The sequence below is a fragment of the Lysinibacillus boronitolerans JCM 21713 = 10a = NBRC 103108 genome, from assembly GCF_000772935.1.
Taxonomy (GTDB): Bacteria; Bacillota; Bacilli; order Bacillales_A; family Planococcaceae; genus Lysinibacillus; species Lysinibacillus boronitolerans.
In genome coordinates this window covers 1-26,390 of the sequence record NZ_JPVR01000056.1, presented here as the reverse complement: position 1 = coordinate 26,390, position 26,390 = coordinate 1, and the positions used below count along the sequence as shown (strand labels likewise).

26 protein-coding genes and 1 pseudogene are annotated in these 26,390 nt (G+C 33.2%); 10 read left to right on the top strand and 17 right to left on the bottom strand.

The genetic code is table 11. From position 1 onward, the window contains the following. Positions 1-150: 150 nt before the first annotated feature. The gene (locus tag CD31_RS02625; protein WP_052125314.1) at positions 151-2,172 is read right to left on the bottom strand and encodes a helix-turn-helix domain-containing protein; all 2,022 of its coding nucleotides are present in this window, start codon (positions 2,170-2,172) and stop codon (positions 151-153) included. Between the two features lie 137 nt (positions 2,173-2,309). Between CD31_RS02625 and CD31_RS02620 the strand changes: the two genes are divergently transcribed. The 4 genes from CD31_RS02620 to CD31_RS02605 all read left to right on the top strand — a co-directional run bounded on the left by CD31_RS02620 (position 2,310) and on the right by CD31_RS02605 (position 8,083). Beyond that, positions 2,310-3,551, top strand: coding sequence for an MFS transporter (locus tag CD31_RS02620; protein WP_036075630.1), 1,242 nt, complete (start codon positions 2,310-2,312; stop codon positions 3,549-3,551). A gap of 13 nt (positions 3,552-3,564) precedes the next feature. Then, entirely contained in the window at positions 3,565-5,010 is a 1,446-nt protein-coding gene (locus CD31_RS02615) for a M20 family metallopeptidase (RefSeq protein ID WP_036075629.1), read from the top strand. A gap of 287 nt (positions 5,011-5,297) precedes the next feature. Then, positions 5,298-6,422, top strand: coding sequence for a hypothetical protein (locus tag CD31_RS02610; RefSeq protein WP_036075628.1), 1,125 nt, complete (start codon positions 5,298-5,300; stop codon positions 6,420-6,422). A gap of 170 nt (positions 6,423-6,592) precedes the next feature. Next, on the top strand, positions 6,593-8,083 hold the full coding sequence (locus tag CD31_RS02605) for a serine hydrolase domain-containing protein (RefSeq protein ID WP_036075627.1): 1,491 nt from the start codon (positions 6,593-6,595) through the stop codon (positions 8,081-8,083). Positions 8,084-8,165: 82 nt separating this feature from the next. Here the strand turns inward: CD31_RS02605 and CD31_RS02600 are convergent, their stop codons facing one another. Together CD31_RS02600 and CD31_RS02595 are read right to left on the bottom strand one after the other, a co-directional pair. Then, positions 8,166-9,161 (bottom strand): DUF4179 domain-containing protein, encoded by a 996-nt coding sequence (locus CD31_RS02600; RefSeq protein WP_036075624.1) that lies wholly within the window; start codon positions 9,159-9,161, stop codon positions 8,166-8,168. After that, a complete protein-coding gene (locus CD31_RS02595) occupies positions 9,162-9,692 on the bottom strand; it encodes a sigma-70 family RNA polymerase sigma factor (protein WP_036075621.1) in 531 nt (176 codons plus the stop codon). It abuts the gene before it with no gap. Between the two features lie 470 nt (positions 9,693-10,162). Between CD31_RS02595 and CD31_RS24145 the strand changes: the two genes are divergently transcribed. Together CD31_RS24145 and CD31_RS02585 are read left to right on the top strand one after the other, a co-directional pair. Further along, complete coding sequence (locus tag CD31_RS24145; RefSeq protein WP_016995024.1) at positions 10,163-10,357, top strand: YjcZ family sporulation protein; 195 nt, start codon at positions 10,163-10,165, stop codon at positions 10,355-10,357. A gap of 303 nt (positions 10,358-10,660) precedes the next feature. Then, a complete protein-coding gene (locus tag CD31_RS02585) occupies positions 10,661-10,849 on the top strand; it encodes a hypothetical protein (RefSeq protein WP_016995025.1) in 189 nt (62 codons plus the stop codon). A gap of 787 nt (positions 10,850-11,636) precedes the next feature. On the opposite strand, the gene CD31_RS02580 is transcribed toward CD31_RS02585, so the two are convergent. From CD31_RS02580 to CD31_RS02570, 3 genes are all read right to left on the bottom strand, one after another. Further along, complete coding sequence (locus tag CD31_RS02580) at positions 11,637-11,849, bottom strand: hypothetical protein (RefSeq protein ID WP_016995027.1); 213 nt, start codon at positions 11,847-11,849, stop codon at positions 11,637-11,639. Positions 11,850-12,187: 338 nt separating this feature from the next. After that, on the bottom strand, positions 12,188-14,140 hold the full coding sequence (ltaS, locus tag CD31_RS02575; protein ID WP_036075619.1) for a lipoteichoic acid synthase: 1,953 nt from the start codon (positions 14,138-14,140) through the stop codon (positions 12,188-12,190). Positions 14,141-14,508: 368 nt separating this feature from the next. Further along, positions 14,509-15,030, bottom strand: a complete 522-nt coding sequence (locus tag CD31_RS02570) for a DinB family protein (protein WP_036075617.1) — start codon at positions 15,028-15,030, stop codon at positions 14,509-14,511. 613 nt (positions 15,031-15,643) lie between these two features. On the opposite strand from CD31_RS02570, the gene CD31_RS23460 reads away from it, so the two are divergent. Then, positions 15,644-15,814: a hypothetical protein gene (locus CD31_RS23460; protein WP_167334352.1), complete on the top strand. Its 171-nt coding sequence runs from the start codon at positions 15,644-15,646 to the stop codon at positions 15,812-15,814. Here CD31_RS23460 and CD31_RS24200 read toward each other — a convergent pair. The 10 genes and pseudogenes from CD31_RS24200 to CD31_RS02520 all read right to left on the bottom strand — a co-directional run bounded on the left by CD31_RS24200 (position 15,809) and on the right by CD31_RS02520 (position 22,982). Continuing rightward, a complete protein-coding gene (locus tag CD31_RS24200) occupies positions 15,809-15,976 on the bottom strand; it encodes a phage holin (RefSeq protein WP_140423010.1) in 168 nt (55 codons plus the stop codon). The genes CD31_RS23460 and CD31_RS24200 overlap by 6 nt on opposite strands. Before the next feature lies 1 nt (position 15,977). Beyond that, positions 15,978-16,175 (bottom strand): hemolysin XhlA family protein, encoded by a 198-nt coding sequence (locus CD31_RS02560; RefSeq protein ID WP_036075616.1) that lies wholly within the window; start codon positions 16,173-16,175, stop codon positions 15,978-15,980. Positions 16,176-16,296: 121 nt separating this feature from the next. Next, positions 16,297-16,644, bottom strand: a complete 348-nt coding sequence (locus CD31_RS02555) for a hypothetical protein (RefSeq protein ID WP_016995033.1) — start codon at positions 16,642-16,644, stop codon at positions 16,297-16,299. A 577-nt stretch (positions 16,645-17,221) separates the two neighbouring features. Continuing rightward, positions 17,222-18,562 (bottom strand): serine/threonine-protein kinase, encoded by a 1,341-nt coding sequence (locus CD31_RS02550; RefSeq protein WP_036075613.1) that lies wholly within the window; start codon positions 18,560-18,562, stop codon positions 17,222-17,224. A gap of 287 nt (positions 18,563-18,849) precedes the next feature. Further along, positions 18,850-19,164 (bottom strand): annotated as a pseudogene (locus CD31_RS02545) (tyrosine-type recombinase/integrase); the annotation flags it as partial. A gap of 49 nt (positions 19,165-19,213) precedes the next feature. Next, positions 19,214-19,558, bottom strand: coding sequence for an ArpU family phage packaging/lysis transcriptional regulator (locus CD31_RS22810; protein WP_081977446.1), 345 nt, complete (start codon positions 19,556-19,558; stop codon positions 19,214-19,216). Positions 19,559-19,767: 209 nt separating this feature from the next. Then, positions 19,768-19,890, bottom strand: a complete 123-nt coding sequence (locus CD31_RS23945) for a hypothetical protein (protein ID WP_280522783.1) — start codon at positions 19,888-19,890, stop codon at positions 19,768-19,770. Between the two features lie 124 nt (positions 19,891-20,014). Further along, the gene (locus tag CD31_RS02535; protein WP_036075611.1) at positions 20,015-21,721 is read right to left on the bottom strand and encodes a hypothetical protein; all 1,707 of its coding nucleotides are present in this window, start codon (positions 21,719-21,721) and stop codon (positions 20,015-20,017) included. A 371-nt stretch (positions 21,722-22,092) separates the two neighbouring features. Continuing rightward, positions 22,093-22,404 (bottom strand): hypothetical protein, encoded by a 312-nt coding sequence (locus tag CD31_RS02530; protein WP_036075609.1) that lies wholly within the window; start codon positions 22,402-22,404, stop codon positions 22,093-22,095. 350 nt (positions 22,405-22,754) lie between these two features. Next, positions 22,755-22,982, bottom strand: coding sequence for a hypothetical protein (locus CD31_RS02520; RefSeq protein ID WP_036075607.1), 228 nt, complete (start codon positions 22,980-22,982; stop codon positions 22,755-22,757). Positions 22,983-23,087: 105 nt separating this feature from the next. Between CD31_RS02520 and CD31_RS02515 the strand changes: the two genes are divergently transcribed. Further along, on the top strand, positions 23,088-23,819 hold the full coding sequence (locus CD31_RS02515) for a hypothetical protein (protein WP_036075606.1): 732 nt from the start codon (positions 23,088-23,090) through the stop codon (positions 23,817-23,819). A gap of 58 nt (positions 23,820-23,877) precedes the next feature. Here CD31_RS02515 and CD31_RS02510 read toward each other — a convergent pair whose 3' ends face one another. Beyond that, positions 23,878-24,075: a hypothetical protein gene (locus tag CD31_RS02510; protein WP_036075605.1), complete on the bottom strand. Its 198-nt coding sequence runs from the start codon at positions 24,073-24,075 to the stop codon at positions 23,878-23,880. A 599-nt stretch (positions 24,076-24,674) separates the two neighbouring features. Between CD31_RS02510 and CD31_RS02505 the strand changes: the two genes are divergently transcribed. Together CD31_RS02505 and CD31_RS02500 are read left to right on the top strand one after the other, a co-directional pair. Continuing rightward, a complete protein-coding gene (locus tag CD31_RS02505; RefSeq protein ID WP_036075602.1) occupies positions 24,675-25,613 on the top strand; it encodes a DUF4747 family protein in 939 nt (312 codons plus the stop codon). 205 nt (positions 25,614-25,818) lie between these two features. Further along, complete coding sequence (locus CD31_RS02500; RefSeq protein ID WP_036075596.1) at positions 25,819-26,328, top strand: hypothetical protein; 510 nt, start codon at positions 25,819-25,821, stop codon at positions 26,326-26,328. Positions 26,329-26,390 lie beyond the last annotated feature (62 nt).

Below are 26,390 nucleotides of genomic sequence, written 5' to 3'. Positions count from 1 at the left end.
AGGCTAAAGCTTGCCATTTTCCATCGCTTTCTTGCAGAGCAAATCTTTCTGTGAGGATGTGCTGAGCTTCACAGGAAAGCACTTGGTCGGAACGGAAATCATTTTCTTTTGCTTAAACACTAAAATTTATATTACTTCATCTGCAACTTGTTAAGGCACCATTCTCCTTAAGTAACAGGCAAGCTGAAGCTTTAGGACATCTTCAGCATTTTGAAAAGATATTGTTAGCTTTTCTTCAATTTTTCTCAATCGTTGATACAACGTATTGACATGAATGTGTAGCTGTTTAGCTGTCTCCCCTACAGAGCCATTTTGCTCGATATACACCAGTAAAGTTTCTTCCAGTAGTTGATGTTTTGTTTTTTCATTGCGTAAGGGTTGAAACACTTCATTCACAAAGCTCAGAAGTTCCTCCTGTGTTTGATGAATAAAGAGGCGATTCACCCCAATCTCCTGATAATGCATGATGCCCCAGCGCTGACGAGTGATTAAAAATGAAAGTGCTTTATCCGCTTCATTATAACTTTTCGCTATATGGTCCAAGCCCAGATACAACGAACCAATTCCAATTTTCAACGTATTGCTTTTTAATTTTTCCCAGTTCGCTTGCAATTGCTTTACAAGTTGCAGCACTTCATTACCCATTCGTTTAAATTGACAAAGAATTGTTATTTTATGACCAAAGCCAAATACTATCGGTGCATGTTCTTGAAAATGTTTTTTAATTTCCCCAATTATTAGATGAACTTGTCTATCCATCACTTGTCTATCCATGCTCGATGATAGCTGAAGTAAAACGACAGCATAATAGGTATTTGACTCAAGTCCAAGCTCTTCACCCTTTTTAATGAGCTGTCCAGGATCCTTGCACATTAAAAAATCATGAAATAGATCATGTGTTTTTTTATAAAATGCATCCACAATTGTTTGTTTCCGTATCATTTCAAGTGCAATAACGGAGCTTGCCTGCTCGATAATTAATTTATGAATGGATTCTAGCTCTTGTTCACTTACCTCGATAAGTAGAAAGCCAAGTATTTGACCTACACCAACAATCGGTTGAATATAGCAATCCACCCATTCATTCTCGATTTCAATTGTATAAAATACTGGAGAGTCTGTTAAACGAACAGAAGATCGTAATATGGCTACATCATCATTGTCTATCCAATGACGTGGACTTGCATAAATGGAGTCATCCATTAAATCTCTAATAACGAGACGCAAATTCAGCATATGTCTTATTTCATTGACAATGACTTGCATACCAGCATTTTGCAAAGAAAGCTTCATAAAAGTATGGTGAATTTGATCCCGTTGCAGCAATAATTCATTTTGAAGCTTCAGGTGCTGAAACAGTTTTGAATTCGTCAATGCAATGGATACCTGATCAGAAAAACTTTCCAAAAGCTGTTTATCTTCTGTTGTTAGCAATGCTTGTTCCCCATTTTGATAAATTATGACCACACACAATGTTTGCTCCTCAACTGCAATCGGAACAGCAATAACCGATTGTAAATGCTCAAACGTATAGGAATTTAATAAATGTCGTAGATTCTCTTCTGTTACAGAAGAAGAAGCTTTTAGCACGTCTGTATACGAAGTCAAAATCATGGACTGATTTTCTTTAAAGGTCTTGCCAATAATCCCTTCTCCAACCTTCATGCGCATATTTTTAATGTCCTCACCTGGTCCCCCTACCCACGCTTTTGGTACAAGCGCTGCTTCACTTTCCTCATACATCCACAGTACCCCAAAATCTGCAGCAGGTATAACCGATAAGGCATTCTCTAAAATCGTGGTCAATAGCGTATGGATATCGTTTAAAATGGAAATTTCCCGTATGCTCTCCATCATTTTCTCACGTATAAATTGTTCTTTTTCCAGCATTAGTTCTAAGTAATATGCATGCAGTAATGTTTCGATAATTTGTTGCTCCGTTACTGATAGTACTCTCTTAATTCGAATGACCAAACGTCCCCTCTCATGAAATTGAAAGAAATAATCATAAAAACCTACAACTTTCCTGTCATAGGAAGGTGGCAGATGATTTTCTATTCCTTGAGAAAGCACAAGCGAAAAACGATCCTCATGGATATTTTTCCATACTTGAAATTGTGTTAATTCACAAGAGTGCAAGAGGAATTGTTGTAGTCTTTCTACTATTTTCATGATGAAATACCTCACTTTGTATGTATAAACATCTATATTTAACAGATTTATTATATGAAAACACACATTGTTAGAAAAGTCTAAATTTTTTATACTTTGCAATATAAACAAATCCACTATAGCTAGGAGGAAAAACAATGACAACAACAACAGCTAAAAATGCTAGATATCTTGTAATTGCTATGTTGTTTCTAGGGTGGTCATTAGGGAACTTTGATCGTTTCATTATAAATTTCGCCATTCTTGATATTTCAAAGGAATTACAATTGACTGAATCATTAACGGGCATTGTGTTAAGTAGCTTTTTTGCTGGTTATGCCTTAATGCAAATTCCAGGTGGCTGGTTAGCGGATCGCTTTGGCTATCGAAAGGTGCTCATATCAACGATCTTAGTTTGGTCCATCTTCACTGTATTAACGGGTGCTGCCTGGTCGTTTCTATCGATTATAGTGATTCGATTCCTATTCGGTGTAGGTGAAGGTAGCTATTTCCCCGCTGCCTCTAAAGGCATTGCTAATTGGTTCCCTGTTGATGAGCGTAGTAAAGCCATGTCTATTATGTTAACATCTGGCTCAATTATGGGCGTTGTTGCACCAATAGTAGGAACATATTTGATGTTAGCGCTTGGTTGGCGAGATATTTTTTACATTGTAGGGGCAATTGGTATTGTTGTTGCACTTAGTTTCTTCTTCTTAGTGAAGGAAAAAAATGCACCTGCAACAGAGCAAGTAAAGGCAAAAACGTCAAAAGCTCCATTAAGAGAAGTCTTAAAGACACCAATGATTTGGAAGCTGTTTATTGCCTACTTTAGTATTTATGCAGTGAACTGGGGCTTAACATCTTGGATGCCGACGTATTTATCTAAAGTAAAGGGATTAGAATTGACTGCTGTTGGTATCTATTCAGCTATTCCTCCATTTATCGGAATCTTCGCCATGCTTTGTAGCGGTTATGTGCTAGATAAAATGCCTCAAGGGCGAGATAAGCTGATCGCTGGTATTTTTGCCATCATTGCAGGTATAGGGCTATTATTCATGGCGAATGCACCAAGCATGCTCATATTTACAATCTGTCAAAGTGTTGTGACGGTCATGCTGTCCTTTAATATTATTTTAATTACATCTGTTCCACTGAAAATTTTACCAGAGGCAGTGGTAGGAACAGCAAATGGCTTTATCAATACAGGTGCTCAATTCGCAGGTGTGCTCACACCGATGCTGATTGGCTTTTTAGTGGAAGCTTTTGGTGGTTCTTATAGTGCAGCATTCACAATGCTGATTGGCTTTACAATTGTGTGTGCTGTGTCATTATTTTTGATCCGTCCAAATAAAAATAAGGTAATCGTGAATTCCCCTTCTATAAATGAAATCATTGACTAAGGAGTGATAGATTATGAGTATAACAGAAAAAATCGCAAGCTATATTGATCAAAAAAGTGAGCTATATAAAAATCTAAGCGATCGCATTTGGGATTATGCGGAAACAAGATTTGATGAGGTGCGCTCGGCCGATTTATTGTGTAAAACGTTAGAAAATGAAGGTTTTCAGGTCGAAAGAGGCGTTGCAAATCTTGAAACAGGCTTCATTGCAACCTTTGGGAGTGGAAATCCAGTGATCGCCATACTTGGTGAATATGATGCACTCGCTGGGCTAAGTCAGCAGGCAGGAAGCGCGAACTATGCGCCAATCATTCAAAATGGTAATGGACATGGCTGTGGTCATAACCTATTAGGTGTCGGCGCTCTTGCAGGAGCTATTGCTACAAAGCAATACTTAGAGGAACATAACTTAGCTGGAACTGTAAAATATTTTGGCTGCCCAGCCGAAGAAAGTGGCTATGGCAAATCCTTTTTAGCCAGAGACGGGTATTTTAATGATGTAGATGTGGCCTTTTCTTGGCATCCTGGCACTGTAAACGCCATTATGCATGCGAGAGCGAACGCGGTAATTAACGCTACATTTAAATTTAAAGGACGCAGTTCACATGCAGCTGCCTCTCCTCATTTAGGGAGAAGTGCATTAGATGCAGTAGAGTTAATGAATGTAGGAGTAAATTATTTACGTGAACATATCGTAGATGAAGCAAGAATTCACTATGCTGTGACCAATACAGGTGGACTTGCGCCGAATGTTGTACAAGCAGAAGCGGAAGTAACTTACTTGATTCGTGCACCTAAGCCAAATCAAGTAAAAGACTTATATCAACGTGTTCTCAATTGCGCAAAGGGTGCTGCTTTAATGACCGAAACAACGGTAGAGGAGCAAATAGTGGGTTCTTGTCACAATTTAATTCCCAATAAAACATTGGAGAAGGTAATGCATCAGCATATGCAGGAGTTAGGGAGCGCAAAAATCACAGAAGACGATATACATTTTGCTAAGGAAATCTATCATACACTTTCCGACGAAGAAAAGAATGTAGCAGCTTTACAGGTAGGTAAAGAAGCAGCGCAAATTCTCATTGACAAGCCTATTGTTGATTTTCTGGCACCTCTCCCAGAAGAACCATTTTTCATGGGTGGCTCAACAGATGTGGCTGATGTCAGCTGGAATGTTCCAACTGCCCAATGCACAACAGCCACATGGGCATTCGGGACACCGTTCCATACATGGCAGGCTGTCGCACAAGGAAAATCAGCTTATGCTCTTGAGGCAACATTACTTGCTGGCAAGGCGATTGCTTGTACAGCGATCTCAGCTATGGAAAATCCAACATTAATTGAAGACGCAAAGGCCGAGTTGGTGAAGCGTCTAGATGGTGAAACGTACGAAGCCCTAATTCCTAAAGACTTAGTTCCCCCTAAAGCAATGGAAGCAACAGCTGTTATCATGGCTTAATGCCAATAAGACTTTCTATTTTTAATAGAAAGTCTTATTTTTATTTTGACTCAGCAGAAAGTGCCCTCCTCTATAAGCGTTGTGAAAAATGAACAAAATGTTCTCTTTGATTCAGTAGTTGTCCCAACAACGACGAAAATCAAGATAAAAGCTCAACGGAAGAGATCGGGTAATAAATACATTTAAACAATCTTTTTTTTAAATTTCTCAAAAAGTTAAAACTTTTTCAATTGGTAAAACGTCTAATAATTGGTAACAGAAGTTAACCTAAAGGAGAATTGATAAATATGAAAAAACCTGCTAAAAAAACCTGGCTATTAGCTTCAGCATTAACACTTGGGATGGCTGTATTTACCCCGCTTCAAGCTGGTGCAACAGCTGTTGAAACAACAAATAATGTAACGATCCAAATAGAACAAAAAATAACAGGTACCATTAAATATTTTGATGGTGGCAGCATTACCCTTAAAGGAACAGATGGAAAGAACTATTACATTGGTTTACACAAGTTCTCTGATAAGCAAATTGAGCAGTTAAAGCTAGCAGAGGGGCAGGAAATTTTAGTTGAGGGTAGTATTGTGAAAGATTACTCAGACTTCTTTACCTTTGCCGTCTATAAAAAAAGCTTACCTAAAGAAGTGACAAAGGAAGAATTAGTCCAACTAGAAAAACTCTTTTCTGACATGAAAAAGGCTGAAAAAGAAGAGAATTATGAGGAAATGGAACGAATCTATCAGGCGATGGATAACATCACAAGACCTTACGAATTAGCAAATTGGCAACCTGAGCCTTTTGAAGAATTTATTAATGAAGCTGGATTCGCTGAAAAAAATATCGTCATCAAAGCACAAGATAAAGAACAGCTAAAAACACTTTATAGTAACTGGATTAAGTATGTAAAAGAAAATAAAACGGATGAGGCATCCGAAAACATTGATAAAATTTTTACTATTCTTGAACCTTATTACCAAGAATTATATCCACCATTAACTTTTGAAGAGTATATGGCGGATATGAACGTCGATTTAACTAAAGAGGAACTTGCAAAACTTAAAACGCTCTATGAAGAGGCACAAAAAGCTGAAAAAGATAAAGACGATGAATTGTCCATGAAGAAATGGGATCAATTCTATGAAATACTTCGCCCACACTTTAAACCAGTTCCCTTCGAGGAATATATGGCAGATATCGAATTCAGCATTAGTAATGCGGATTACGCAAAATTAAAACAACACTATGAAGAAGCTGTTGCCCTTGAACAAAAGGGTGAAGATGAAAAAGCTGGCGAGCAATGGGAAGCCTTTTATAAAATTTTAGACCCTTACTACGAAGCGAACAGAGAAATTCTCATCTCACCATCTAAATTAACTTTTAACGGTCAAGATTTTACACCAGAGCCAGAAACAAACTAAATAAAATTTCAAGGGCCCTCCTATTGGTTTTAGGAGTGGCCCTTTTTGAAGTGACAATTTTGTCATGTTATCTCTGAAATAGTCATGTTAATCGATGGTTTACCCATAATTTTCTTGTTACAGTAAACCATGTTGTGATAAGCACATTACATTCTAAGGAGAAGAACAACATGACATTATTATTGAAGAAATCGGTGATGATGACGGTAATGTTAGTATTTTTTACTTTAATCCCCGAATTTGGACATGCAGCATCGATTGATACAGTTAGTAAAATTGATCAATTTATTGAGGAGCAGCAAGCCACTAGTAAAATCCCAGGAATTTCAGTAATCATTGTTGATAAAGGAAAAACAGTCTATCAAAAGGGCTTTGGCTTTGCAGATATGAAAACAAAAACGCCTGTCACATCAGATACCCTTTTTGAGCTAGGCTCGACGTCTAAAGCATTTACAGGACTTGCTATTTTACAATTAGAAAAGCAAGGTTTGTTAAAACGATCTGATGATGTCCGAAAGTATATCCCTTGGTTAACATTAACCTATAATGGCGAGGATCAGGCCATGACAATACAGCAGCTATTGTCTCATACTAGCGGAATTCCCTCAAATTCCATTACTCGAATTCCAGAAAGCACAGCGGATAATGCCCTTGAATTAACAGTTAAAACACTGCTGGATCAATCACTAAATCGTCAACCAGGTAGTTCTTTTGAATATGCAACCATCAATTATGATGTCTTGGGACTCGTCATTGAACAAGTTGCAAAACAGCCATTTGATCAGTATATTCAACAAAGAATTTTACAACCTGTTGGTATGAATCAATCTTTTGTAGGGATTCACCAAGTACATTCCACACATATGGCTTCTGGCTATAAAATAGGTCTTTTGAAAGCACAGCCATACATACCACCAATCTATCGTGGCAATATCCCTGCTGGCTATATCATCAGTAATGCCAATGATATAGCCAGATGGTTAAAATTACAGTTAGGAAACAGTAACATTTATTCAATCAGTAACAATTTAATTCAAGAATCCCATAATCCAGATTTAACAGTGGAGCCTTTTGATACGAATACTTATTATGCAAATGGTTGGGCCGTTGTGAAAAAGGACACAAAGTCATATATCTACCATGCTGGTGAGAATCCAACCTTTTCCTCGTATTTCATTATGCAACCTGACGAACAAATCGGTGTGGCTATATTAGCCAATATGAATACTAGCTCTACAACAGCGATTGGACAAGGTGTCATGGATTTATGGGAGGGCAAAACGATTGACATGCAACATATCAGCAGCTATCAAAAGCTAGATAAAATTGTCACAATCATATGTGCCATCATCATCGTAATCAGTATTATTTTCTGTTATCTACTAGTGAAGAATGTACGTAGCCTCTATAACAAACAACGTGGTATGGCAAAGCTAAATTACAAAAGAATATTGTTAATAGCTGCTCATACTGTACTTGTGGCTACAATGCTAACAGCGATATTTATCACGCCTAACATCGTACTTGGTGGCTTAAATTGGACATTTATTAAAGTCTGGGCACCAACTTCTATCACATTCCTGTTGTATAGCTCCATTTCGGCCAGTTTTCTCTATTTATTATTAGGTTTTATGATTATTGGTACTAAAAAGAATATTTAAAGAAATTGAGTAACTATATCTAGATTGAATACTCTACATCAATCTTTGAAAGTAAGAATTAGTTGGAGGAACAAAGACCATATCATTTTAAAGAAATAGTAAAACTTGGGAGCGGAACAAGCTCTTTCCGCTCTAATGTTTTTTCATCAACAATTCTTATAGTTGGTGTAATGACTAGCGTTCGAATAGAAGAATCAGGGATAAAAACCTCAATAAAGCCATTTACTCGCCCTGAGTCGCTTTTGATTGTTGTTGTTCCTACCTGTTCATATACATTTCCAAGATTATCTTGTATGTCTACCATTAAAAATTCTGTATCCCAATCTAGATTTCCCTCAAAGTAAAGAGTTGTTATATATTTCCCCTCTGTAATTTGATTACATAATAACTGATATTGTTCATTACCAAATGGTTTATTTATTTTTCTTGAATAGGCTCGGGTTGGTGTAAGTTCTAATTGAAAGTTCCATGCCCCTTCCACAAGAGTCGTATTCTTCATACCTTTAAAATCTTTAGGACGCCATTGAAGATTTATCGTTTCATCCATCGCTTTGTCTGAAATTCTCGCCGTAAACATACCAATCCAAGTAGCATCATTCTTTTTAATGATTTGATGACTAAGTACGTCTAATTTGTTTCCGTTGACTTCTAAATCACCATTCCAAAATAGCGGGGGTTCATCTATCGGTTCTTCGTGTTTCATTTCATAACTAACCGATACAATCGTTCCATCGAAAAAAGCCTCAGCTAATTCAATGGAGGTGCCGTTACTTTCGTCTATTTGATTAATGATTGTTGCATTCTCACTAAATACTTGTAATTGAGGATTATCATTGCTTTTTAATAGCTGCTGTACAATCGGTAATCGATTAGCCACGGCAGGTAGCCAAATGACACTACTAGTAAAAATGAATGTCAACATGGCGACCATACTAACCCATTTCCATTTTTTAAGTGAATACTTCTTGCGCGAAGTTGATCGTAAAACACTTTTTTCAATATTCATCTTTTCCCAATCAGATATTTCAACTGGTTCAATCTCTTCAATTTCTAATTTGATAATGTCCTTTTCGTTCATTTAGATACCTCCCAGCTCTTCTATTAACTTTAACTTACCTCGATATAAACGATTTTCAACAGCTGATTTAGATAGACCAAATAGCTCTGCAATTTCTCCGTTGGAATATCCTAAGTAGTATTTCAAGAGAAAAATTTCCTGATCGTTTTTACTTAAATTTAAAATACTGATAAATAGCTGCTCTTTTTGTACTCTTTGTTCTATGATGCTTTCTGGAAGATCCTTGCTATTTGAAATGGATGGAAGTAACTCGACTGTTTTTGGCTTATTTTGAAGGCTTCTATATGTATCAATCGCTTTATATTTTGCGATAACGCCAATCCATTTTTTAAAATCAATCTCATCACCAGTAAATTGAATACTCTTTTGCCAAATGGTTAGAAATACATCGTTGATACATTCTTCAATTGCTGTTTGATTTGGCTGTAACACTTTTATCACAATGGCTTTAACATAACCTCCATATCTGTTTATCACTTCTCTTAAAGCTTGTTCATCCCTTTTTTGTAGCTGATTAATTAATGAATACACGAAGTTAGAAAACCTCCTTTCTTCTCTACAAGTAATAACGAGCGAATGAAAGAAAACTCTCACATTATTTTTAGTTAAAAAGATAAATGATTCCATTGTGCCATGTAATTAAAAATAAACGGGATAGCATAGTTTTTCCTGCTTAAAACTTGTTCCACCAGCATTCATAAAAAAATATTTTCAATTCCTCATGCATTTAAATTAAAAGCTACAGAAAAAAAAGATGAAGTGGATTGGCAACGACGTTCTTATTCACAATGGTAGGCTAATTGAAAAAGACATTATCATGGAATACAATTATTCTTCATGCTGTAACAAGCGCCTTTGAGTTTCATCATATCAGGTGTTTAGTGAAATTTACCTTTCACCCAAGATCCTTTTTAAAATTATCTAAATACGATTCATTAGACGAATACCCTTTTCTCTTTCAACGGCATTCATACAATAAACTGAAGAAAGGAGAGATCTTGATGGGATACTTTGGAAACATGGGTAATTTCAATTGTTGTTATGGAGGCTATGGTAATGACTATAGCGGAGGTTATAGCATGAGTTGTGGCATGGACTACGGCGGCAAGAATAATAGTTCAACATTCGTTTTAATCGTTGTTTTATTCATTCTTCTCATTATTGTAGGCGCAGCATTCGTACAAAAAGAATATTAATATTTATTGATAAAACATGAAAAAGGGATGATCTTCATTATTGGCAGCTAACAATAATGTCAATACATCCACACATTCAATAGCAAAAGAGGGTCACTCCAAGCCTAGTGGCCCTTTTTAACCCTGTATACCCTTCCCCTTGTTCCATTTCATATCACCATCTACCACATCTTCGGCTTTACAGATCGCTGGGAAAAATATAATTATCCTACTCTTTTACTCCATAAAGTACTTAAAATGAAACCAACTAAAACATTGAACCGTATATATATCAAGCTATTTTTGAAAAAGGGGTCGAGTAATATGAAGGAATGGTGGCAAGGAAGGAAAAACAAAAAGAGAAGAGATATGCGACGTAATGATCAATATTCATTAATTGACTTATTTCTTGACGTACTAGTTTGGATACCAGAATTGCTTCTCCTCCCATTTAGAATCATTTATTGGCTGTTGAGAGGGGTTGGAAGGCTTATTGGAGAAGGTTTTAATTAAATATAATTGAGGCCCTGACCTCCCTACACAGGTGGAATTTTCCGTTAAATTAGTATTAATTCGAGATAAACGGTGCCTTTGTACATACTTTTGATTTTCAATTTGGCTAATGATAAATGAAGCTATATCTTGACTATTTAGCCCTCTACTTTAAATGGAAGGCTAATTAGAGTCCATTTGATTAGTTGATTTTGGCTAAGGCTATGCCCTTTTTTCTTATCCATCATCATTTATGAATAAAGAATGTTAAATATCTTTGCACCCATTTTATCTATAACACTCTTTGTATCTCCACCAATGGTTAGATCCATCGTAACCCTATGTAAATCAGACATGACTTCCAATATATTTTCCGTTACTTTACTATCAATTGGTTTTTCTGGTTTCTCACAAGCATACGCATGTGATACCCTTTCTCTGATGCTTTTGAAGCAATGTAACGCCCCTCTTTACCTGTTCCCCCCGATTATTCCAATCTTTTTATAAACGTCCATGGTACCTCCCAGATTAACTATACAGACACATCATGTTTTGGGATTCAATAAATCTATTATACACGTCTCTTAACCAATACTCCGTGCACATCTATTATATGTATTTGAAGAGTGAGATGAAGAAGTAGTAATTTTGTTCATGCTACGACAGCTTGTTTCTATACAAAAGAAAAAGAACCATTCTCTTAAAAGAAAATGGCTCTTTCAACTATCATCGTCATTACTTGAGAATTAGATTTTTCTATTGTTTTTCGCTTCATAATTCTAGGTGACTTTTATATAAAAGTTATATATCAATGGTTCATATGATTTACTAACTCTTTATTATATGCAATCCACTTTTCCATTTCTCTTTCCACAGCTCGATTTTGCCATTCAAACCAAATACCTGTACATTCACTGCAATGACTATCAACACCCTTTTTTTCATGCGTATCTTTACATGTAAACACAGTCTTTTTACGACAACTGTAACAGTAAATTACTGTATCCTTATAAAACTCCATCACGATCAACTCCTACAATTTACACCTATTTCTTTCCTCTTTTCATATAGATTATTCTTTAAAATGAAATAAGTTAAAATAAAGAGTGCCGTAATGGTTCCTCTTACCTCTCCTTAATAAAAGCGATTCAAACCCTTACTATTAAAGGATTTGAATCGCTTTTTCAATTAGCCCAACTTTTCTCTTTGAACCTCGAAACGTCCAGAATACAAAATCTTAGTAATGCCATACTTATTTAAAAATGACCTTTAAAAAAGCAATTCAAGGAGATGGTAAGATATCCTATACACTCTGATATCTTACATAGCTCCTTGAACTGCCAAAGTAAATTACTTAAATTATTTAGATTCTACATTCTCATCTTGAGAGTAATTATATTTAGAAGGATCAACTGGCGTATAACCTGTTGGCGTATAGAATCTCAATAAGTCACCATTTACGACTCTATCAGATAACGCCAATTTATGATCTACTTCATTTTTAATCGTTTTTGCTTCCTCTAATTGACTCTCGTCTAATGGTAAGCCTGTTTTATTATCATAATATTTTTCATTAATTGAATAAATAGTAGGACTGACAAAATCGCCATTTCTAAATGGAACAATTTCATCATGCTCTTCTGATAATAAGTCTGAACCAAATTGAACAAATTGCTGTGAATCAATTCCAAGTAAATGTAATAACGTTGGAAGAAGGTCTGTTTGCCCACCATACGTATGGTTAGTACCACCCTCCATACCCGGAACATGTATAAATAATGGAACGCGTTGTAAATTAGCACTTTCATATGGTGTAATATCTTTTCCAATTACTTGGCTCATTGCAGCGTTATGATTATCTGAAATACCATAATGGTCACCATAAAGAACAATCATTGAATGATCATATAAACCTGATTCTTTTAATTGCTGGAAGACCTGTTGAATTGCTTCGTCTGCATAACGAGCTGTTTGGAAATAATTATCAACGCTTGCATCTCCCGTATTGGCTTTATCAATTGTCACTAAATCTTGATTCATTTTATATGGATAGTGATTCCCTACCGTAATTAATTTTGTATAAAAAGGTTGTGGTAAGGAGTTTAAAAGACTTTGAGATTGTGCAAAGAATGGTTTATCTAATAAACCATATTCAGCCATGTCCTCTGAAGTACCTGTATTATAGTAGCTAGCATCAAAGAATTTATCGAATCCAAATGATTTATAAATCACATTTCTATTCCAGAAGCTTCCGTTATTACCATGGAATACAGCGGATGTATAACCATAATCTTTTAAAATACTAGGTGCTGCCTGATACGTATTTTGTGCTTTTGTAATATAAGCAGATCCTTGTGGTAATCCAAATAAAGAGTTTTCAAGCATAAATTCTGCATCAGACGTTTTCCCTTGACCTGTTTGATGGAAGAAATTATCAAAATACAAGGTATTCTTATCTTTTGCTAATGAATTTAAAAATGGTGTTACTTCTTCACCGTTTAATTTATAGTCGATTAAAAAGTTTTGGAATGATTCTAAATGTAAATAGATAACGTTCATTCCCTTTGCTGCACCAAAATATTGGGCATTCGGTTTGGCATAATTTGATTTTGTATAGTTAATTACTTCAGTAATATCACTACTATCCGCCAAAGCTCTCTGAGACGATGCTTTCATCGTTTCAACTGAGTCATAAATCGTATAGTTATACATTCCTAGATATTTCACAATATAGTTTCTATCAAAACCTCGTGTTAATAGTTGAGGACGATTAGTTTCAGCTAGTCCTAAATTAAGGACGGATACTGCTAATGCAATAGCAATGATTGCCATTCCTTTTTTATAGCCATAACGTTTCGTATCTTTTTGAATTTTTTTAGAGAATCGTAGATAAAACATAACAAGAACATCTACAAAGAACAAAATATCATAAGGCTTTAGTAAAGAAAGAACACTACCACCTAAATCACCGAAATTCTGTGTTTGAGAAAGTGTAGGTAATGTAATGAAATCACTAAAGAATCGGTAATAAACAATATTGGCATATAAAAGAATAGACATCAAAGTATAAATTACAACGAGTGATGTGTATTTTCTTTTTCCTTTAAATAAAAATGAAAATCCTAGAAATAGCATTGCTGAGCCTAGTGGATTTATTAGTAAAAGGAATTGTTGCATGACTCCTTCTACACCTAAGTCAAATTGTGATAGTTGAGAGATGTACGTTTTACTCCATAACATTAATACTGCTACTATATAAATTCCTAAAAAATTTTGTAATAGGTTATCTTTTTTATTTACTAGATTTTTCATTTCTGCACCTACCTTTTACTAATTAAATTAAAATCTAGATATATATGAACTTAACTGATAAGTACTGTATTGCACTTTAAAAAATGTTACGTTACAATAGTTTTTTTCGCGACCAATGTATAGTACTCCCCATTTAAACTTCTGTCAAGTTGTTAGCTATTCTTCATATAAATATTTCTAATTAACCTAAATATTGTCCAAAAAATAACCAGTAAACATTAGCTTTTAACTAATATTTACTGGGTATTTTACGCCATAATAGAGATGGTTGGTTCTTTAAATATCTATATGAAATTTACCTCGCAATTTCTCTTATTTGGGCATAAAAAATCTTCCATTTCAAATGAATTGGAAGATTTTCTGGAACACTATTTAGACGTTTCTATATTTATTTGAGCACCTACTGCATTTTTCAATGATGAAGAAAGACCTCGTCTGATTAGATTCGCTGAAACAGGCGCTCTCCCCATCTCCCTTGCCCAAATTGATAATTGTCCTATATGGTGAATTTCATGTGCAATGGTATGACGAATGATCTCACCCCATGTATGCGTCTCAATGCTACCATCGGCTAATGAATTATGAAGTATACGCTCTTCCATACTGTCGTCCCATTGATTTACAAAGCTTTCGACTTCTAAATGAAATGCTGCTTCCAATTTACGAACCTTTTCCAAGCTATTATATTCATCAAAGCTCTCCTGAAAATCAGTTTTCCCTTGTAATAGACGAATCCAACTCCATTCAACATCAATGATATGGAAAAGTGTGTGTAATATACTGCCCATTCCTCCAGTTCGTTTTTGCAAAAGTTCTTCTTCAGTCAACTCTTCACACCAACGAAACCAGTCTTCCCTAACTAGCCAATTATATTTAAAAAATGTTTGCAAAAAAGCACCTCCGTAGTTGTTGAAAAAATATTATAACTCACTATTTCTTCATATAAAGTGTGGATCCCTTCTTTGCTCTTTTCAGCTATCCAAATAAGCACTACAAGTAACATAAGTATAACAACATTCCTAAGCTAAATGATTAGTAATTACCACTTCTGGTTACTCTTATGAATTTTTCTATAAACGTAATCTGCATTATCTAGATTTTTCCAGCTACTAATAAAATTTAGTATTAGCATAAAAATTCCAAATAAAATAAATGCCAACATATATTTACCTATGAAAAATAAAACAAACGTTGCAACCAAAAGTAATATCATTAAAATTATTACGAGGATTTGTAATTTCCCCTTCTTCTTCTCATCCACCTGTTCAACCTCCAATCAAAGCGCCGATACTTTTCTAAAATGTTTTCTTTGGTTTATTTTAACATAAAGATTTATTTTTTCTAAATAATCAATTATTTTATGTAAAATCCAAACATCAGAAATTTCCTACCAAATTTTCCTTACATAGTCTTGGGATGATCTGAAATATTTAAATAGGAAGTAGAAATAAACAAGGGATATTTTATTGGATAAGATAAATAATATCTTTAGGAGGTGTCGACATGAAACGAGACAAAAAAAATACAGAGTTTGCAACAGACGAGCCAACAAAACAATCATTTGCTAGTGGAGCAGACCCAAAAAAAACTAATGGGCGTACGGAAGCCCCTCGCCCACAACGTGAAGAAGACCTTATTATGGATGAGAAAAAAGGGAAGTCAACTTCGTTATAATATAAGACTGGTTATTAATTTATCTATTTTGACCACCCAATAATGGAGTGGTCTTTTATTGTGCTTCTGTCTTTCGCTTTGTTTAGCGAGCACAGGAAATAATGCGATTAATGTCACCCAAAATTGTTTATGATGCAAACTTACTTTCCAGTTAATTTTCATATTACATCAGTACTCCTTTAATAATCAAAGCCAATCTTGCACTTACAAGACCGTCAATAACCAGCCTTAATATCCAAGTTGTATTATCTTTTATTCCGCCTATATCTTTGCGAATTTCCTTAATATTTGATTCAGTAACAGCAAGCCGTATTTTCACATCGGCCATGTCATTTTCTAATCTTCCCATTTGTTGCTCCATGTGAACCACCTCATCAATAAAAATAGCACTGCTCGGAACAGTGCTTAGCTTAGGTCTTGTTGTATAAAAATGACCCTCCACAGATGATTGTGGAAGGCTGAAAGTATATTCGTTTTTAAAGTTATTTTTCTAACGCAGTAACTATTCTTTTTAAATAAACTATTATTTCATCAAGTTTTTCATCAATATTATTAGTTGTAGCTGATTCTTTTTCTGATGAACTTTGATCTACAGTTACTCCAAACACTTCACTAAGACCATGTTTCATAGCATTTTCCCACTTTACGTTATTTTCATAGTGTAGTTTTTGAGCAATATCCCATGCTGGTAAAAAGGCCTCAGTCAATAACTCATGGTTTTGAATTAAATTAAATTCCCTAGCAAATAATCTAAAAGCACGAATATTGGCTACTTTTTCACCCACTTGATCAGCAAATTCTTCAGCAGAGTACATCTTTTGAAATTTCATTACATCCACCCCTATAATTGTATTTTAATTACACTTTAATTATAGTTTAATTACAATAGTAAAATTCAATTGAAGTAACTCTGCCATTATTTCAACATCCTCTTTTCGAATATATTCAACCAAAAAATATTTGTTTACTTCAAAATAATAGGCAATAAATTTATGATTGTGTTCAACTTCTAATTTCTCCTAATCTGACTAAGCTCTTGTTTAATCTTTTGAATCAAGGCTGGCCTATCATTACCAAACGTAGCTTTAATACTAAAGCATGTACAATGTAACCAAAATTAAATTGACAATGTTCGCAAGTTCATCTTCTAATGAATTGATACGATGCCCTGCAATCCCTCCATGCCTTGCTGTTATAAAATTTCTTAGCTGCTGCCGTATGTTCTCTCATAATTTTACCTCACAAAAAAGAAGCCACACCTTTTATTGGTGAAGCTTCCTTGAATCCATATATTTAATTATCAATGTGCATAATATAAAATTAGGACAGTTTAAACAAAAATAGGTTCGCATTTAGTTCGTTTTTCGTTCGCAAAAAGTTCGTAACCATTTTTTATATAATATCACCTTAGATAGTTTTCAAAAATTCAGTGATTCGGCTAGGTAAGGTATATTCAAATAAATAAGTTTTATTCCAACTACTAGCAGCGATATTAGCTTCTAAAACAGAAATAAGTAATAGAATATCATTTCCTGTTGTCATTTTAGAAGCAACTCTAGCAAAGACTATCCCCACGTGAAATCTATTATGATCATAGCCTAGTCCACACAGCCTAATTAAAATCTTTTCCCTTAACTCATCATTACCATCACTAGAAATTACCGAATAAATTTTTTCAAGTGTATCAGCTATATAGTCTGTACTGGAGAATGCGTGATATCCTCTTGTATGGTACAGATAATTTTCCACATTTGTTAACAATTTATCTTTATACTCGTTATACATTATTTTAAATATATTTTCTTCTAACAAAAAAAATCTTGATTCAAATAAACTCTCACTATCATGATAAGCTAGAAAAAGATCTAAAATGTCTTCTAGTATTTTTATTTCTGAAGTTCGATAGTATTCATCTAATAATTCATTAAATTTAGCAGATGGATCTTCGTTAAGATATTTTGATTTTATCACTAGATACTCTAAATCCTCTTTAAGTTTACTTACACTTTTGTAACGATCTTCTTTGTTATGTCTTGTTGCTCTGTTAATAATATAAGAAAATCTCGATGATTTAATTCGTTCCGCATCGATTATATATGGCAAATCACCTGTTACCATTTCATATAAAATTTTTCCTAATGAATAAATATCTGCTCTTTCGTCTACTTCTTTCGCATTTCCTTCATGCAATTGCTCTGGTGCTGAATAGATATCTGTTCCAACACCCGTTCCAGTAAGAGTCAATGATTCACTGTCTGAATTCAGCCTTTTTCCAAACCCAAAGTCACTAATCTTTATTGTGTTTCCATTATTAAAGACCAAAATATTTCTAGGGTTTAAATCTCGATGTATAATTCCCTCACTATGTGCATATTCTACTCCATCTAGTAATTGATTAAAATACATAGTGGCAATTTCATCGTCCATTGGAGCATAATTATCTTCCCTATATTCTCTTAAAAAAGTTGAAAAATTCTTTTCAGCAATTGGCATTACATAATATGGTTTTGAATCTTCTGATGTAATATAATAATCAATAATCCCTATTATGTTCTGATGGTTCAATTGATTATGTATTCTAATTTCTCTTTCAAAACGTTTAAGTTCATCGCCTATCAATTCTTCTTTATTAATGAATTTTATTGCAACCAATTCATTTGTTGCTTTCAATTTTGCTTCATAAACTTCTCCATACCCTCCCTCACCTATTTTTTTCAATATTTCAAATTGATCTTCTTTTATTTCCATTGTTATTACACCCCTTACAAAAATTATAAATTCATTATAACAAATAATTGGAAATACCCTAGATTGATTATTTCAAAGTGTCTTTTTACATGTATTGTCCTTTTCGCTTATTCCTTTCCACCCCTTTGCCAGCCTACATTTTCTCCTTGTCCCTTTATTCATTGTGCCAAAACACAAAAAGGGCTTGTTTATAAAAAATAGTTTCCTTCACACAGAAAATAGACATAAAAAAACTACACCAATATATTATCAGTGCAGTTACCAATCTATTTTACCTTGCTGCTTATCTAATTCTTCTTGTTCGTGCAAATCTGTTCAAGGTCAAAGTCGTCTGCTAACTCACGCAATATTTCATAGGCTCTTTTTCTCGATATTGGTTGGTTGATTCCCTTGCGTGATTTGAACAAATATTCTTCATCCGATTTCCCATGAATATAGTCTCGCATTTCTCGCTTCAATTCTTTAGTCATCCTTACAGAACGATATTTCTTCATCTTTTCCTCAAATAATCGAATATCCCATCCCTTAACATGTTTTACTTCCAGTTTCAAAATATCACTAATACGAAATCCACAATGTATCTCTGTCAGAAACATCAAATGATTTCTTTTGTTTGTATCGCTTAAATATCATTTCATTCTTGCTAACACTTCACGATCTCTTATAGGTTCCACTTTCAAATACTAGCTGCTGATAAACTTCTATTTTTAAGGCAAAAGCAAGACGTAGCATAGCTTGCCATTTCTTTTTATAATACTTTGTCTTACCAATGTTTAAATCCATCCAAATATCAATATCATATTCAGTTACTGGTTGGAGATACCGACGAACAATTATTTGCCATTCATCCTCTTTCAATGACATTAAACCTTTATGCACCCAATTAAAATATTTCTCACGTGCAAGTTCAAATTCTACACGTTTAATATTCGCATTTTCTGTTTTACTATTAAATTGATCTGAATTGACTGGTGCTAATGAATAATCTGCTGTTATTTTTGATAATTAATCGGCCGGAACAGTGAGTAAATACATACGATACTTTTCTATCTTTTCTTCAACTGCTTTGTGTGTTAATTTTTCATCTACAAGTTGTATGTGCCTTGTTTTCAATCTTTTCGCTCCTTCCCAGTAACAGTATGAATCTCTTATCATCTTTTTTGTCTAAATGCACCCTTTACTCGTTTATAAGTGTTGCGTTTAACTCACATTAAACCTTCAGTTTCTCTTTGACTCATCTGTTGTTTAGGTTGGCATCCTTTTGAGATTTGCCCTTTAACTTCTTTGCTTAACTCCTTTTGTACCAGCTCTGTTTGTATTGTCCTCATGTTCTCCACCCCTTTAATAAAATAAAAAGAGGCACCAACAAAACAGGTCATTCACCTGTCTGTTAGTGCCTCCGGTATTTTCCGTAAAGAGCAATATTTTTTACTGTTAAAAGTTCGAGATAGATTAGAATAAATTATGTGCTACATCAATATCTCTTATAAGAAGGTCTGAGTTTTCTTCACCTTCCCAACTAATACCTAAATAAAGATCGTTTTCATTTTTGTCCCTGTTGAATTGACAACTTATCTCAGTCCATTTATTACCGACTTCAATTTTTCCAGTGGATACTTCACGTACTTCTTCGAATTTATAACCAAACTCTGACCAAGCTATTTCCTTTAAATAAACAATTATTTTTCGTTTTAAATCCTCTTTATTTCGAAGAATTACTCTACAAGTTGTATTTATTTGTTTCCACTCTGTTATCATTTTAAGGTCATTGAGTACGGTGTTGTCACTAAGGTTGAATTCAACTCTTTTGTAAATCAAGTCAAAAAATATACTTGGATTACCTTCAGTTTTTCCCGAATCATTTACAGCTATTACATGAGTTGATATATGATTATTACTTAATTCAAGTAAATGTGAGTGATGGGAACAATTAAACTTAGCATAAGGATAATCTATACTAGGTAGAACTTCTTTATATGGAACATCAGGCAAAGGATATACCTCTTTAATAATATTAAAGTCTATTGTAAACTCATCTATCAGTAAATTTGATTCCTCATGATCATACCAATACAATTCAAATATTATAATATTAGTGCGCTTCTTCACTGAAACATATTCTTGTTCAAGAGTTACCCATTCATTACCTACGTTAATAGTTTTTGGTTCAAATGGTTCACGAGCAATATATTGATTAGTATTTATATCAACTTCATGAATTACTAACTCTACCTTACGATCAATTTTGTCTGATTTAATTTTAACTTGAATCTTTGCTTGACCCATACCATCAAAGGCCCCTCTTGGTATATCTTCAATTACTTTGAAGATGCTTGGATTTCTAGAATTATCACCATTAAAGTCATTTACTGATAGAACTGTTGTCTTGTCTTCCATGGTCATTAAAGAATAGTTTGTACATCTTGAAAAATCAATCTCTCCAAATTTAAATCTATCTTCTGTTTCTTTTATTTCAAAATTACTATTTAGATTTATCAAAAGTTTATACCTTTTCATTTCAATCAGTTCCCTAAAATTAACCAATTCTTTAACACGACGATTTGCTTCATTAAGAACCATTTTTTCGTAGTAAGGCGAGATTTTCCAATATCCACCTGATTCTTTTTTTATATTGTTATCGTATTCATCACTAATTTCTTTTGTTGCCACATTAAAAAGATGTTCCTCTACTAGATGATGGGTTTTGAGAAATTCGTCAATACATTGCTTTAAAATATGTTCTTTAAATACATACTTCTTAAATCTAAAAACTATTTCAGAAAATACTGATATTTGTAAAGATACAGCTAAAACATAAACTGGGTATACTTTCGTTGTAAAGAAAGTTATGTCATTTTCTTTAAAATAATTATCTAATTTTGTTTTAAGATTACCAACTGTGTTACTTAAAGTAATAAATGAATCAGTATTAGAAGTACCTTGTTCATTTTCCCGAATATCACGTTCGAACTGTTCATAAAAGCCTACAAGGTCTCCTTTAAGTAAAACTAAACCTTGATTCTCAATTGTTTCAATTATTTTAGTTGTAGCTTTTTGAATTTCGGTTAAGACAATTTTTGTCTCCCTATGTTTTGCATCATTTTCCATTCCTGCGAATATTAAAGCTTTTCCTATTTCAAGTGCTTCAATCCATACCACATTATTCTCTCCTTTTGATTTATAAATTTTTAAAAATAGAACATATATTTCAGTGTTTTCTTATTATGTTAAATTAATTCTGTATTGGTCGAAATTCTTATATATTTTATCTAGTTTTTTTAACTGATCCAACACGTCTTCGCTTACTCTCACTCACTTCAAACACCTTGCCATGTTGCCACTGAATAGAATCTTGTCCATACTCCTAAGGCTCTAGAACCTCTACAATTGCTTCTTGTTGAACGATATAAACTCCATTACCTAATGCCCCTAAATTAACTGTATTTCCCATAAAAGCCTCTCCCTGCTATAATTGCTATAGTGTATAAAGCACGAAGGTTTAAATGTATGGCTACGGTTGCAGCCATACCCTATGCTATCCATTCTAGCTCGCGAACATCACATAAAATGATTTCCTCTAAAAATTGAACCTCAACTGTGTTTTTCTTTATTTCCAAAACTGTTCCTATTTTTCCAATCCATTGTTCACAATAGTATTTTCGATAATTATGAATCTCCCAATCTATCGATTTATCTAAAAGAATTAGTTTCACTAGAGCATGTTTTTGAATACATTCATATCTATCCTCTCCCTGACAATCAAAGATACTTAACTGCCGCATGCTAGATCCTTTTTGGACATTGGACCACGTTTCCCAGTTAGCCCCTGCCAAACTTTCCATTCATTAAGCTCCTGATCTTAATATCGTAGTGCGCTGCTATTTCAGAATTTTTTAGGCCCATTTCTTGTAAGTCCAAGTACCGATCTATTGTAAGAATCATTCCGTATTCAGTCATTGATTCTAAAAAAATATCATCTATTGTCTTCTTCAGTGACGCTTGATCGTTAGGAGATTTATTTAGATTTAAAAGGCATCTACCGATTTCATTAAACTTGATGAAGATGTCACACTTTTTACAGCTTTTTGCGTTACGGTCTTTTCGATTTACACATGTTACACAGTACTGATTATGCAATGCGTTTTGTTGCTTTAATAATCCCATCCTGTTATACATAAATTTTCCCTCTCTTTCATTTAGCTGCTTGTATGTTGGAAACCAGCCAATTCACGCCTATACCTTTAATACTTGGATATTGAAACTTGTCCCATATCACATGAACATACATGCCATCATTTTTAATTTCTTTTACCGTCCCCTTAATAGTAGGTGCTTCAAGTAATTGCACTCTATCCCCTGCTTTGTATATAGGTAGTTCATATAACTTGCCATTGATAAAATATTGTTGTGTTCTTCCCATCACTATTCCCCTTTCTTCTTTGATCAAGTAACATTTATTTTTTGAATTATCTCAGCTTTAATTATGTTAAAATTTAACTATAAATTTACGTAAAGGAGTTTTTAAATGGATACATTAATATCCAAATTTCTTGGAGAAATCAGTATAATAACATTATTTTCCTTAGTAGTTATTGCAATAAAAAATATAATTGATAATAAGAATTTATTAGAAATTGAAAAACTATTAATGACTGATTGGAAAAAATTCAAAATAGACTTTTCAAACTACGGCGTTTATACATTTTTCATATTATCTATTGGTAGTTTTTATATAGCTGTATACAATCCCAGTTCTATTAGCAATATTTCGCCTTCTATAACTACTACTATTATTGCTTTTGGTATAGTGTGGTTAATCGTGACATTCGCATTTATCTTGCTTTTTAACGCAATCATTTGGGTAGATAGAAAAGTATCATTACATAATGAATTTTTTCTCCTTTTAGACGATAACGAAAAATGGAAAATACTCAAAATGAAAAATGAATCTTCCTTATTGGTGGAAAGAGATTCAAACTATAGAATTGTAGACAACTGGAATAATAAAAACATAACTTATGAACTGGTCTATCATTTCCCCCTAAAAAAAATATATAATTTATGGCCTATTACCAAATTAAGAATTATATTTCGTATACTCATCATTGGCTTTATTGTGGTTTTTATTTATAGCTTTACTTTAAATAATTTGATTTCGTTTCCGTTAGCATTCTTTAGTGTTTTTTTCATACTAATCCTCTTGATAATTTGGGTAAATTATAGAGAATATATTAAATTTATAAGTCAAAATAATTAATAAAGTATTTTCCCCTTTGATAGAGGGGGATTTTTTTACTCTATACAGCAAATTCAGCTTACTGTGCATTTTTGTCTATCCTACCTAAAGTTTCAAGTATTTTTTTACGCTCTGCTTCAAAGTTAATTTCTTGACTGACTTCTACAGTTTCAGCTCTGTCCTCATTTCGCTTATGGAACCACTCTGGTACAACTTCATTACGTCCTTGTCGATGTTTAATTGGTAAAGGTGTTTGGCTTTGTTTTCTCTTTTGCATTCTCTGCTTTGATTTGACGTATTAACGTTGTAGCCTTTTCACATAATTTTTTGATTGAAAGAATATTTGATTTCCAGAATGAATTCGCTTGTGACCAATCAATAAGATATTCGATTTGCTCAGCTTTAAACCACACAAATCGTGTTGTCAATAAATTAGATAAAACAATTTATTTAACACAATCTGTGTTAATATGAAAACAGGTGATATTAATATGACAGAACTTTTTGGAAAAAAAATAAAGGCAAGCTGAGTTTCAAGCCTTTGCAAACAATCCCAAATTGAATGTGTTTTATAAAGAATTGCCAGATTCCGAGGAAGAAGCTGTGGAACGACTTCGGGAAATTATTAAAAATGACTATAAGAAAAAGTAGGGCATGATTAATTTCATGTCCTTAATTACAGTCTTTATTGTAAATATAAAACAATAATGGATTAATTATTGTTTTAATAATATAATAGTTAAATATACTCAAGACTATATAACCAAAATTGTGCTTAGGTATTTTGTTGAAAGGAAGTAATTCAACTTCTTTTCTAATACTCAATACATAGACAGTTTAAAAGGGAAATTATTATTAATATTATTGGAGGATAAAATGAATACACCAAGTAATGAAAAGAAATCAGCTGAAGACTTCGAAAACAAAATTGCAGAAAGTTTTGTAACATCAGATAAAGTTTTTTATTTTGCAAAAATAAATATCCATGGAAATATTTTTAAACCAAATCTTGATGAACTCATTCACACTGAAATCCCAAGAGTTATCGAAGCAGCAAAAGACATTAAATTAAAGCATTCAACTATTTCATTTACAGACATTATTCGTAAAGAAATAAATAATCGAACAGTTATTATTGGTCATTTAACAAACTCGAAGAAGGAAAAATTGCGATTTAAAAGTGGTTCCAATACCTTTGTTTCTAATACTGATAATGAAGTAGCAAATTCTGCAATGTTTATATATGATTTAGGTTCAGAAATTTTATCCTTTACAACTACAACTAAAATTGGAGTCGATCAGTTCATAAAGCATTTTACAAGTTTGCTTAGTCAAGACGAAGTTGTTGGAGAGGTAGTTATTAAACTTATCCCTGAGGAATACGATATTATCGAGGAAATAAAAGCAATAGATAAGATAACTTTTCTTAAATTTTCACTTATTCACCCAAATCCTGGTAAACGTCATTACAATATGTATCAAAAAATGGTTAAAGAAACTTCCTCAAAAGAAATGGAAATAAGTTTTAAAGATGAAAAAGATGGTCTAAAAATAAAAAATGAAAAAGAGACAATCGAAAATGAAACCGTAAATGATGGAATAGAAATGGTACAATCTGGGTATGGTGAAATAGAGGTACGTGGGGAAAACATTTCATATGTTGATTCAGGTAAGAAACGAAAGACAAAAAAGCGAATTGTAAAAAGGAAAAAATTCAACTCAAAAAACTCTAATAAAAAGCTATCTGTTAAAGATAGCTCGTCATCAAAAGCATTCGAAAAAGTAGTTGATTTTATCATCAAAAATTTACTTTAAAGAACAAAACATTTATACGTACATATGTACGTATAAATGTTATAATAAACTATAGGATGGGATTAAGAATTTCATGCTCATTATCAATAGGGGCTTTTTTAAAGTTCATTTGAAATCTTATATCTCTTAAGCCTATTCCATGTATTTAAAATTGTGTAACTATATAGGTATAAAATCAAATTATTAAGAAAGGAAAGGTGTAATTATGAAAATTAAAAATAATTTTGACAAATTCATGTTTAGCAAATATTCAGAAATCACTTCTTTTTCATTTATCCTTCCTGCAATAATTTGGATAATAATTTACCTAATTGGACCAGTAAAATTAAGTAATTCTGACATAATTACTTTTTATGGTACCTATTCCACCACTTTTTTGGGCGCTTCTGCATCTATTTTCGGAATATCCCTTGCTGCTCTTTCAGTTTTTATATCTGTAATCTATAAACCAGCGGTTCCAGAAATGGTTGAAAACAATTTATTAGATATTTTTTTATTTCCCTTTTTATTAAATATAATACTTTGGGGTATTGTTGCAATGATGTCCATATTTACTTTTTTTTCTTCATTGAATAGTGCAATTGAAAATATACTTACTTATAAAGTTTTATTTTTTAACTTTTATATCTATGTTATTTTTGCAGCTTTTTTATATACAGTTCAGTTAGCCATACATGTTATCAAAACTACAACTATCTCTTTAAAAGGAAAATAATAAAACCCTACTATTATGAACTGCTCCCCAATTGTTAGACACATCTAACAATTGGAGGAGCA

What these genes read in the sequence shown, in the direction of transcription:
- CD31_RS02625 (WP_052125314.1), bottom strand. Translation starts at nt 2,172, where the DNA reads ATGAAAATAGTAGAAAGACTACAACAATTCCTCTTGCACTCTTGTGAA.
- CD31_RS02620 (WP_036075630.1), top strand. Translation starts at nt 2,310, where the DNA reads ATGACAACAACAACAGCTAAAAATGCTAGATATCTTGTAATTGCTATG.
- CD31_RS02615 (WP_036075629.1), top strand. Translation starts at nt 3,565, where the DNA reads ATGAGTATAACAGAAAAAATCGCAAGCTATATTGATCAAAAAAGTGAG.
- CD31_RS02610 (WP_036075628.1), top strand. Translation starts at nt 5,298, where the DNA reads ATGAAAAAACCTGCTAAAAAAACCTGGCTATTAGCTTCAGCATTAACA.
- CD31_RS02605 (WP_036075627.1), top strand. Translation starts at nt 6,593, where the DNA reads ATGACATTATTATTGAAGAAATCGGTGATGATGACGGTAATGTTAGTA.
- CD31_RS02600 (WP_036075624.1), bottom strand. Translation starts at nt 9,161, where the DNA reads ATGAACGAAAAGGACATTATCAAATTAGAAATTGAAGAGATTGAACCA.
- CD31_RS24145 (WP_016995024.1), top strand. Translation starts at nt 10,163, where the DNA reads ATGGGATACTTTGGAAACATGGGTAATTTCAATTGTTGTTATGGAGGC.
- CD31_RS02585 (WP_016995025.1), top strand. Translation starts at nt 10,661, where the DNA reads ATGAAGGAATGGTGGCAAGGAAGGAAAAACAAAAAGAGAAGAGATATG.
- CD31_RS02580 (WP_016995027.1), bottom strand. Translation starts at nt 11,849, where the DNA reads ATGGAGTTTTATAAGGATACAGTAATTTACTGTTACAGTTGTCGTAAA.
- ltaS (WP_036075619.1), bottom strand. Translation starts at nt 14,140, where the DNA reads ATGAAAAATCTAGTAAATAAAAAAGATAACCTATTACAAAATTTTTTA.
- CD31_RS23460 (WP_167334352.1), top strand. Translation starts at nt 15,644, where the DNA reads ATGAAACGAGACAAAAAAAATACAGAGTTTGCAACAGACGAGCCAACA.
- CD31_RS24200 (WP_140423010.1), bottom strand. Translation starts at nt 15,976, where the DNA reads ATGAAAATTAACTGGAAAGTAAGTTTGCATCATAAACAATTTTGGGTG.
- CD31_RS02560 (WP_036075616.1), bottom strand. Translation starts at nt 16,175, where the DNA reads ATGGAGCAACAAATGGGAAGATTAGAAAATGACATGGCCGATGTGAAA.
- CD31_RS02555 (WP_016995033.1), bottom strand. Translation starts at nt 16,644, where the DNA reads ATGAAATTTCAAAAGATGTACTCTGCTGAAGAATTTGCTGATCAAGTG.
- CD31_RS02550 (WP_036075613.1), bottom strand. Translation starts at nt 18,562, where the DNA reads ATGGAAATAAAAGAAGATCAATTTGAAATATTGAAAAAAATAGGTGAG.
- CD31_RS23945 (WP_280522783.1), bottom strand. Translation starts at nt 19,890, where the DNA reads ATGAGGACAATACAAACAGAGCTGGTACAAAAGGAGTTAAGCAAAGAA.
- CD31_RS02530 (WP_036075609.1), bottom strand. Translation starts at nt 22,404, where the DNA reads ATGGAAAGTTTGGCAGGGGCTAACTGGGAAACGTGGTCCAATGTCCAA.
- CD31_RS02520 (WP_036075607.1), bottom strand. Translation starts at nt 22,982, where the DNA reads ATGGGAAGAACACAACAATATTTTATCAATGGCAAGTTATATGAACTA.
- CD31_RS02515 (WP_036075606.1), top strand. Translation starts at nt 23,088, where the DNA reads ATGGATACATTAATATCCAAATTTCTTGGAGAAATCAGTATAATAACA.
- CD31_RS02510 (WP_036075605.1), bottom strand. Translation starts at nt 24,075, where the DNA reads ATGCAAAAGAGAAAACAAAGCCAAACACCTTTACCAATTAAACATCGA.
- CD31_RS02505 (WP_036075602.1), top strand. Translation starts at nt 24,675, where the DNA reads ATGAATACACCAAGTAATGAAAAGAAATCAGCTGAAGACTTCGAAAAC.
- CD31_RS02500 (WP_036075596.1), top strand. Translation starts at nt 25,819, where the DNA reads ATGAAAATTAAAAATAATTTTGACAAATTCATGTTTAGCAAATATTCA.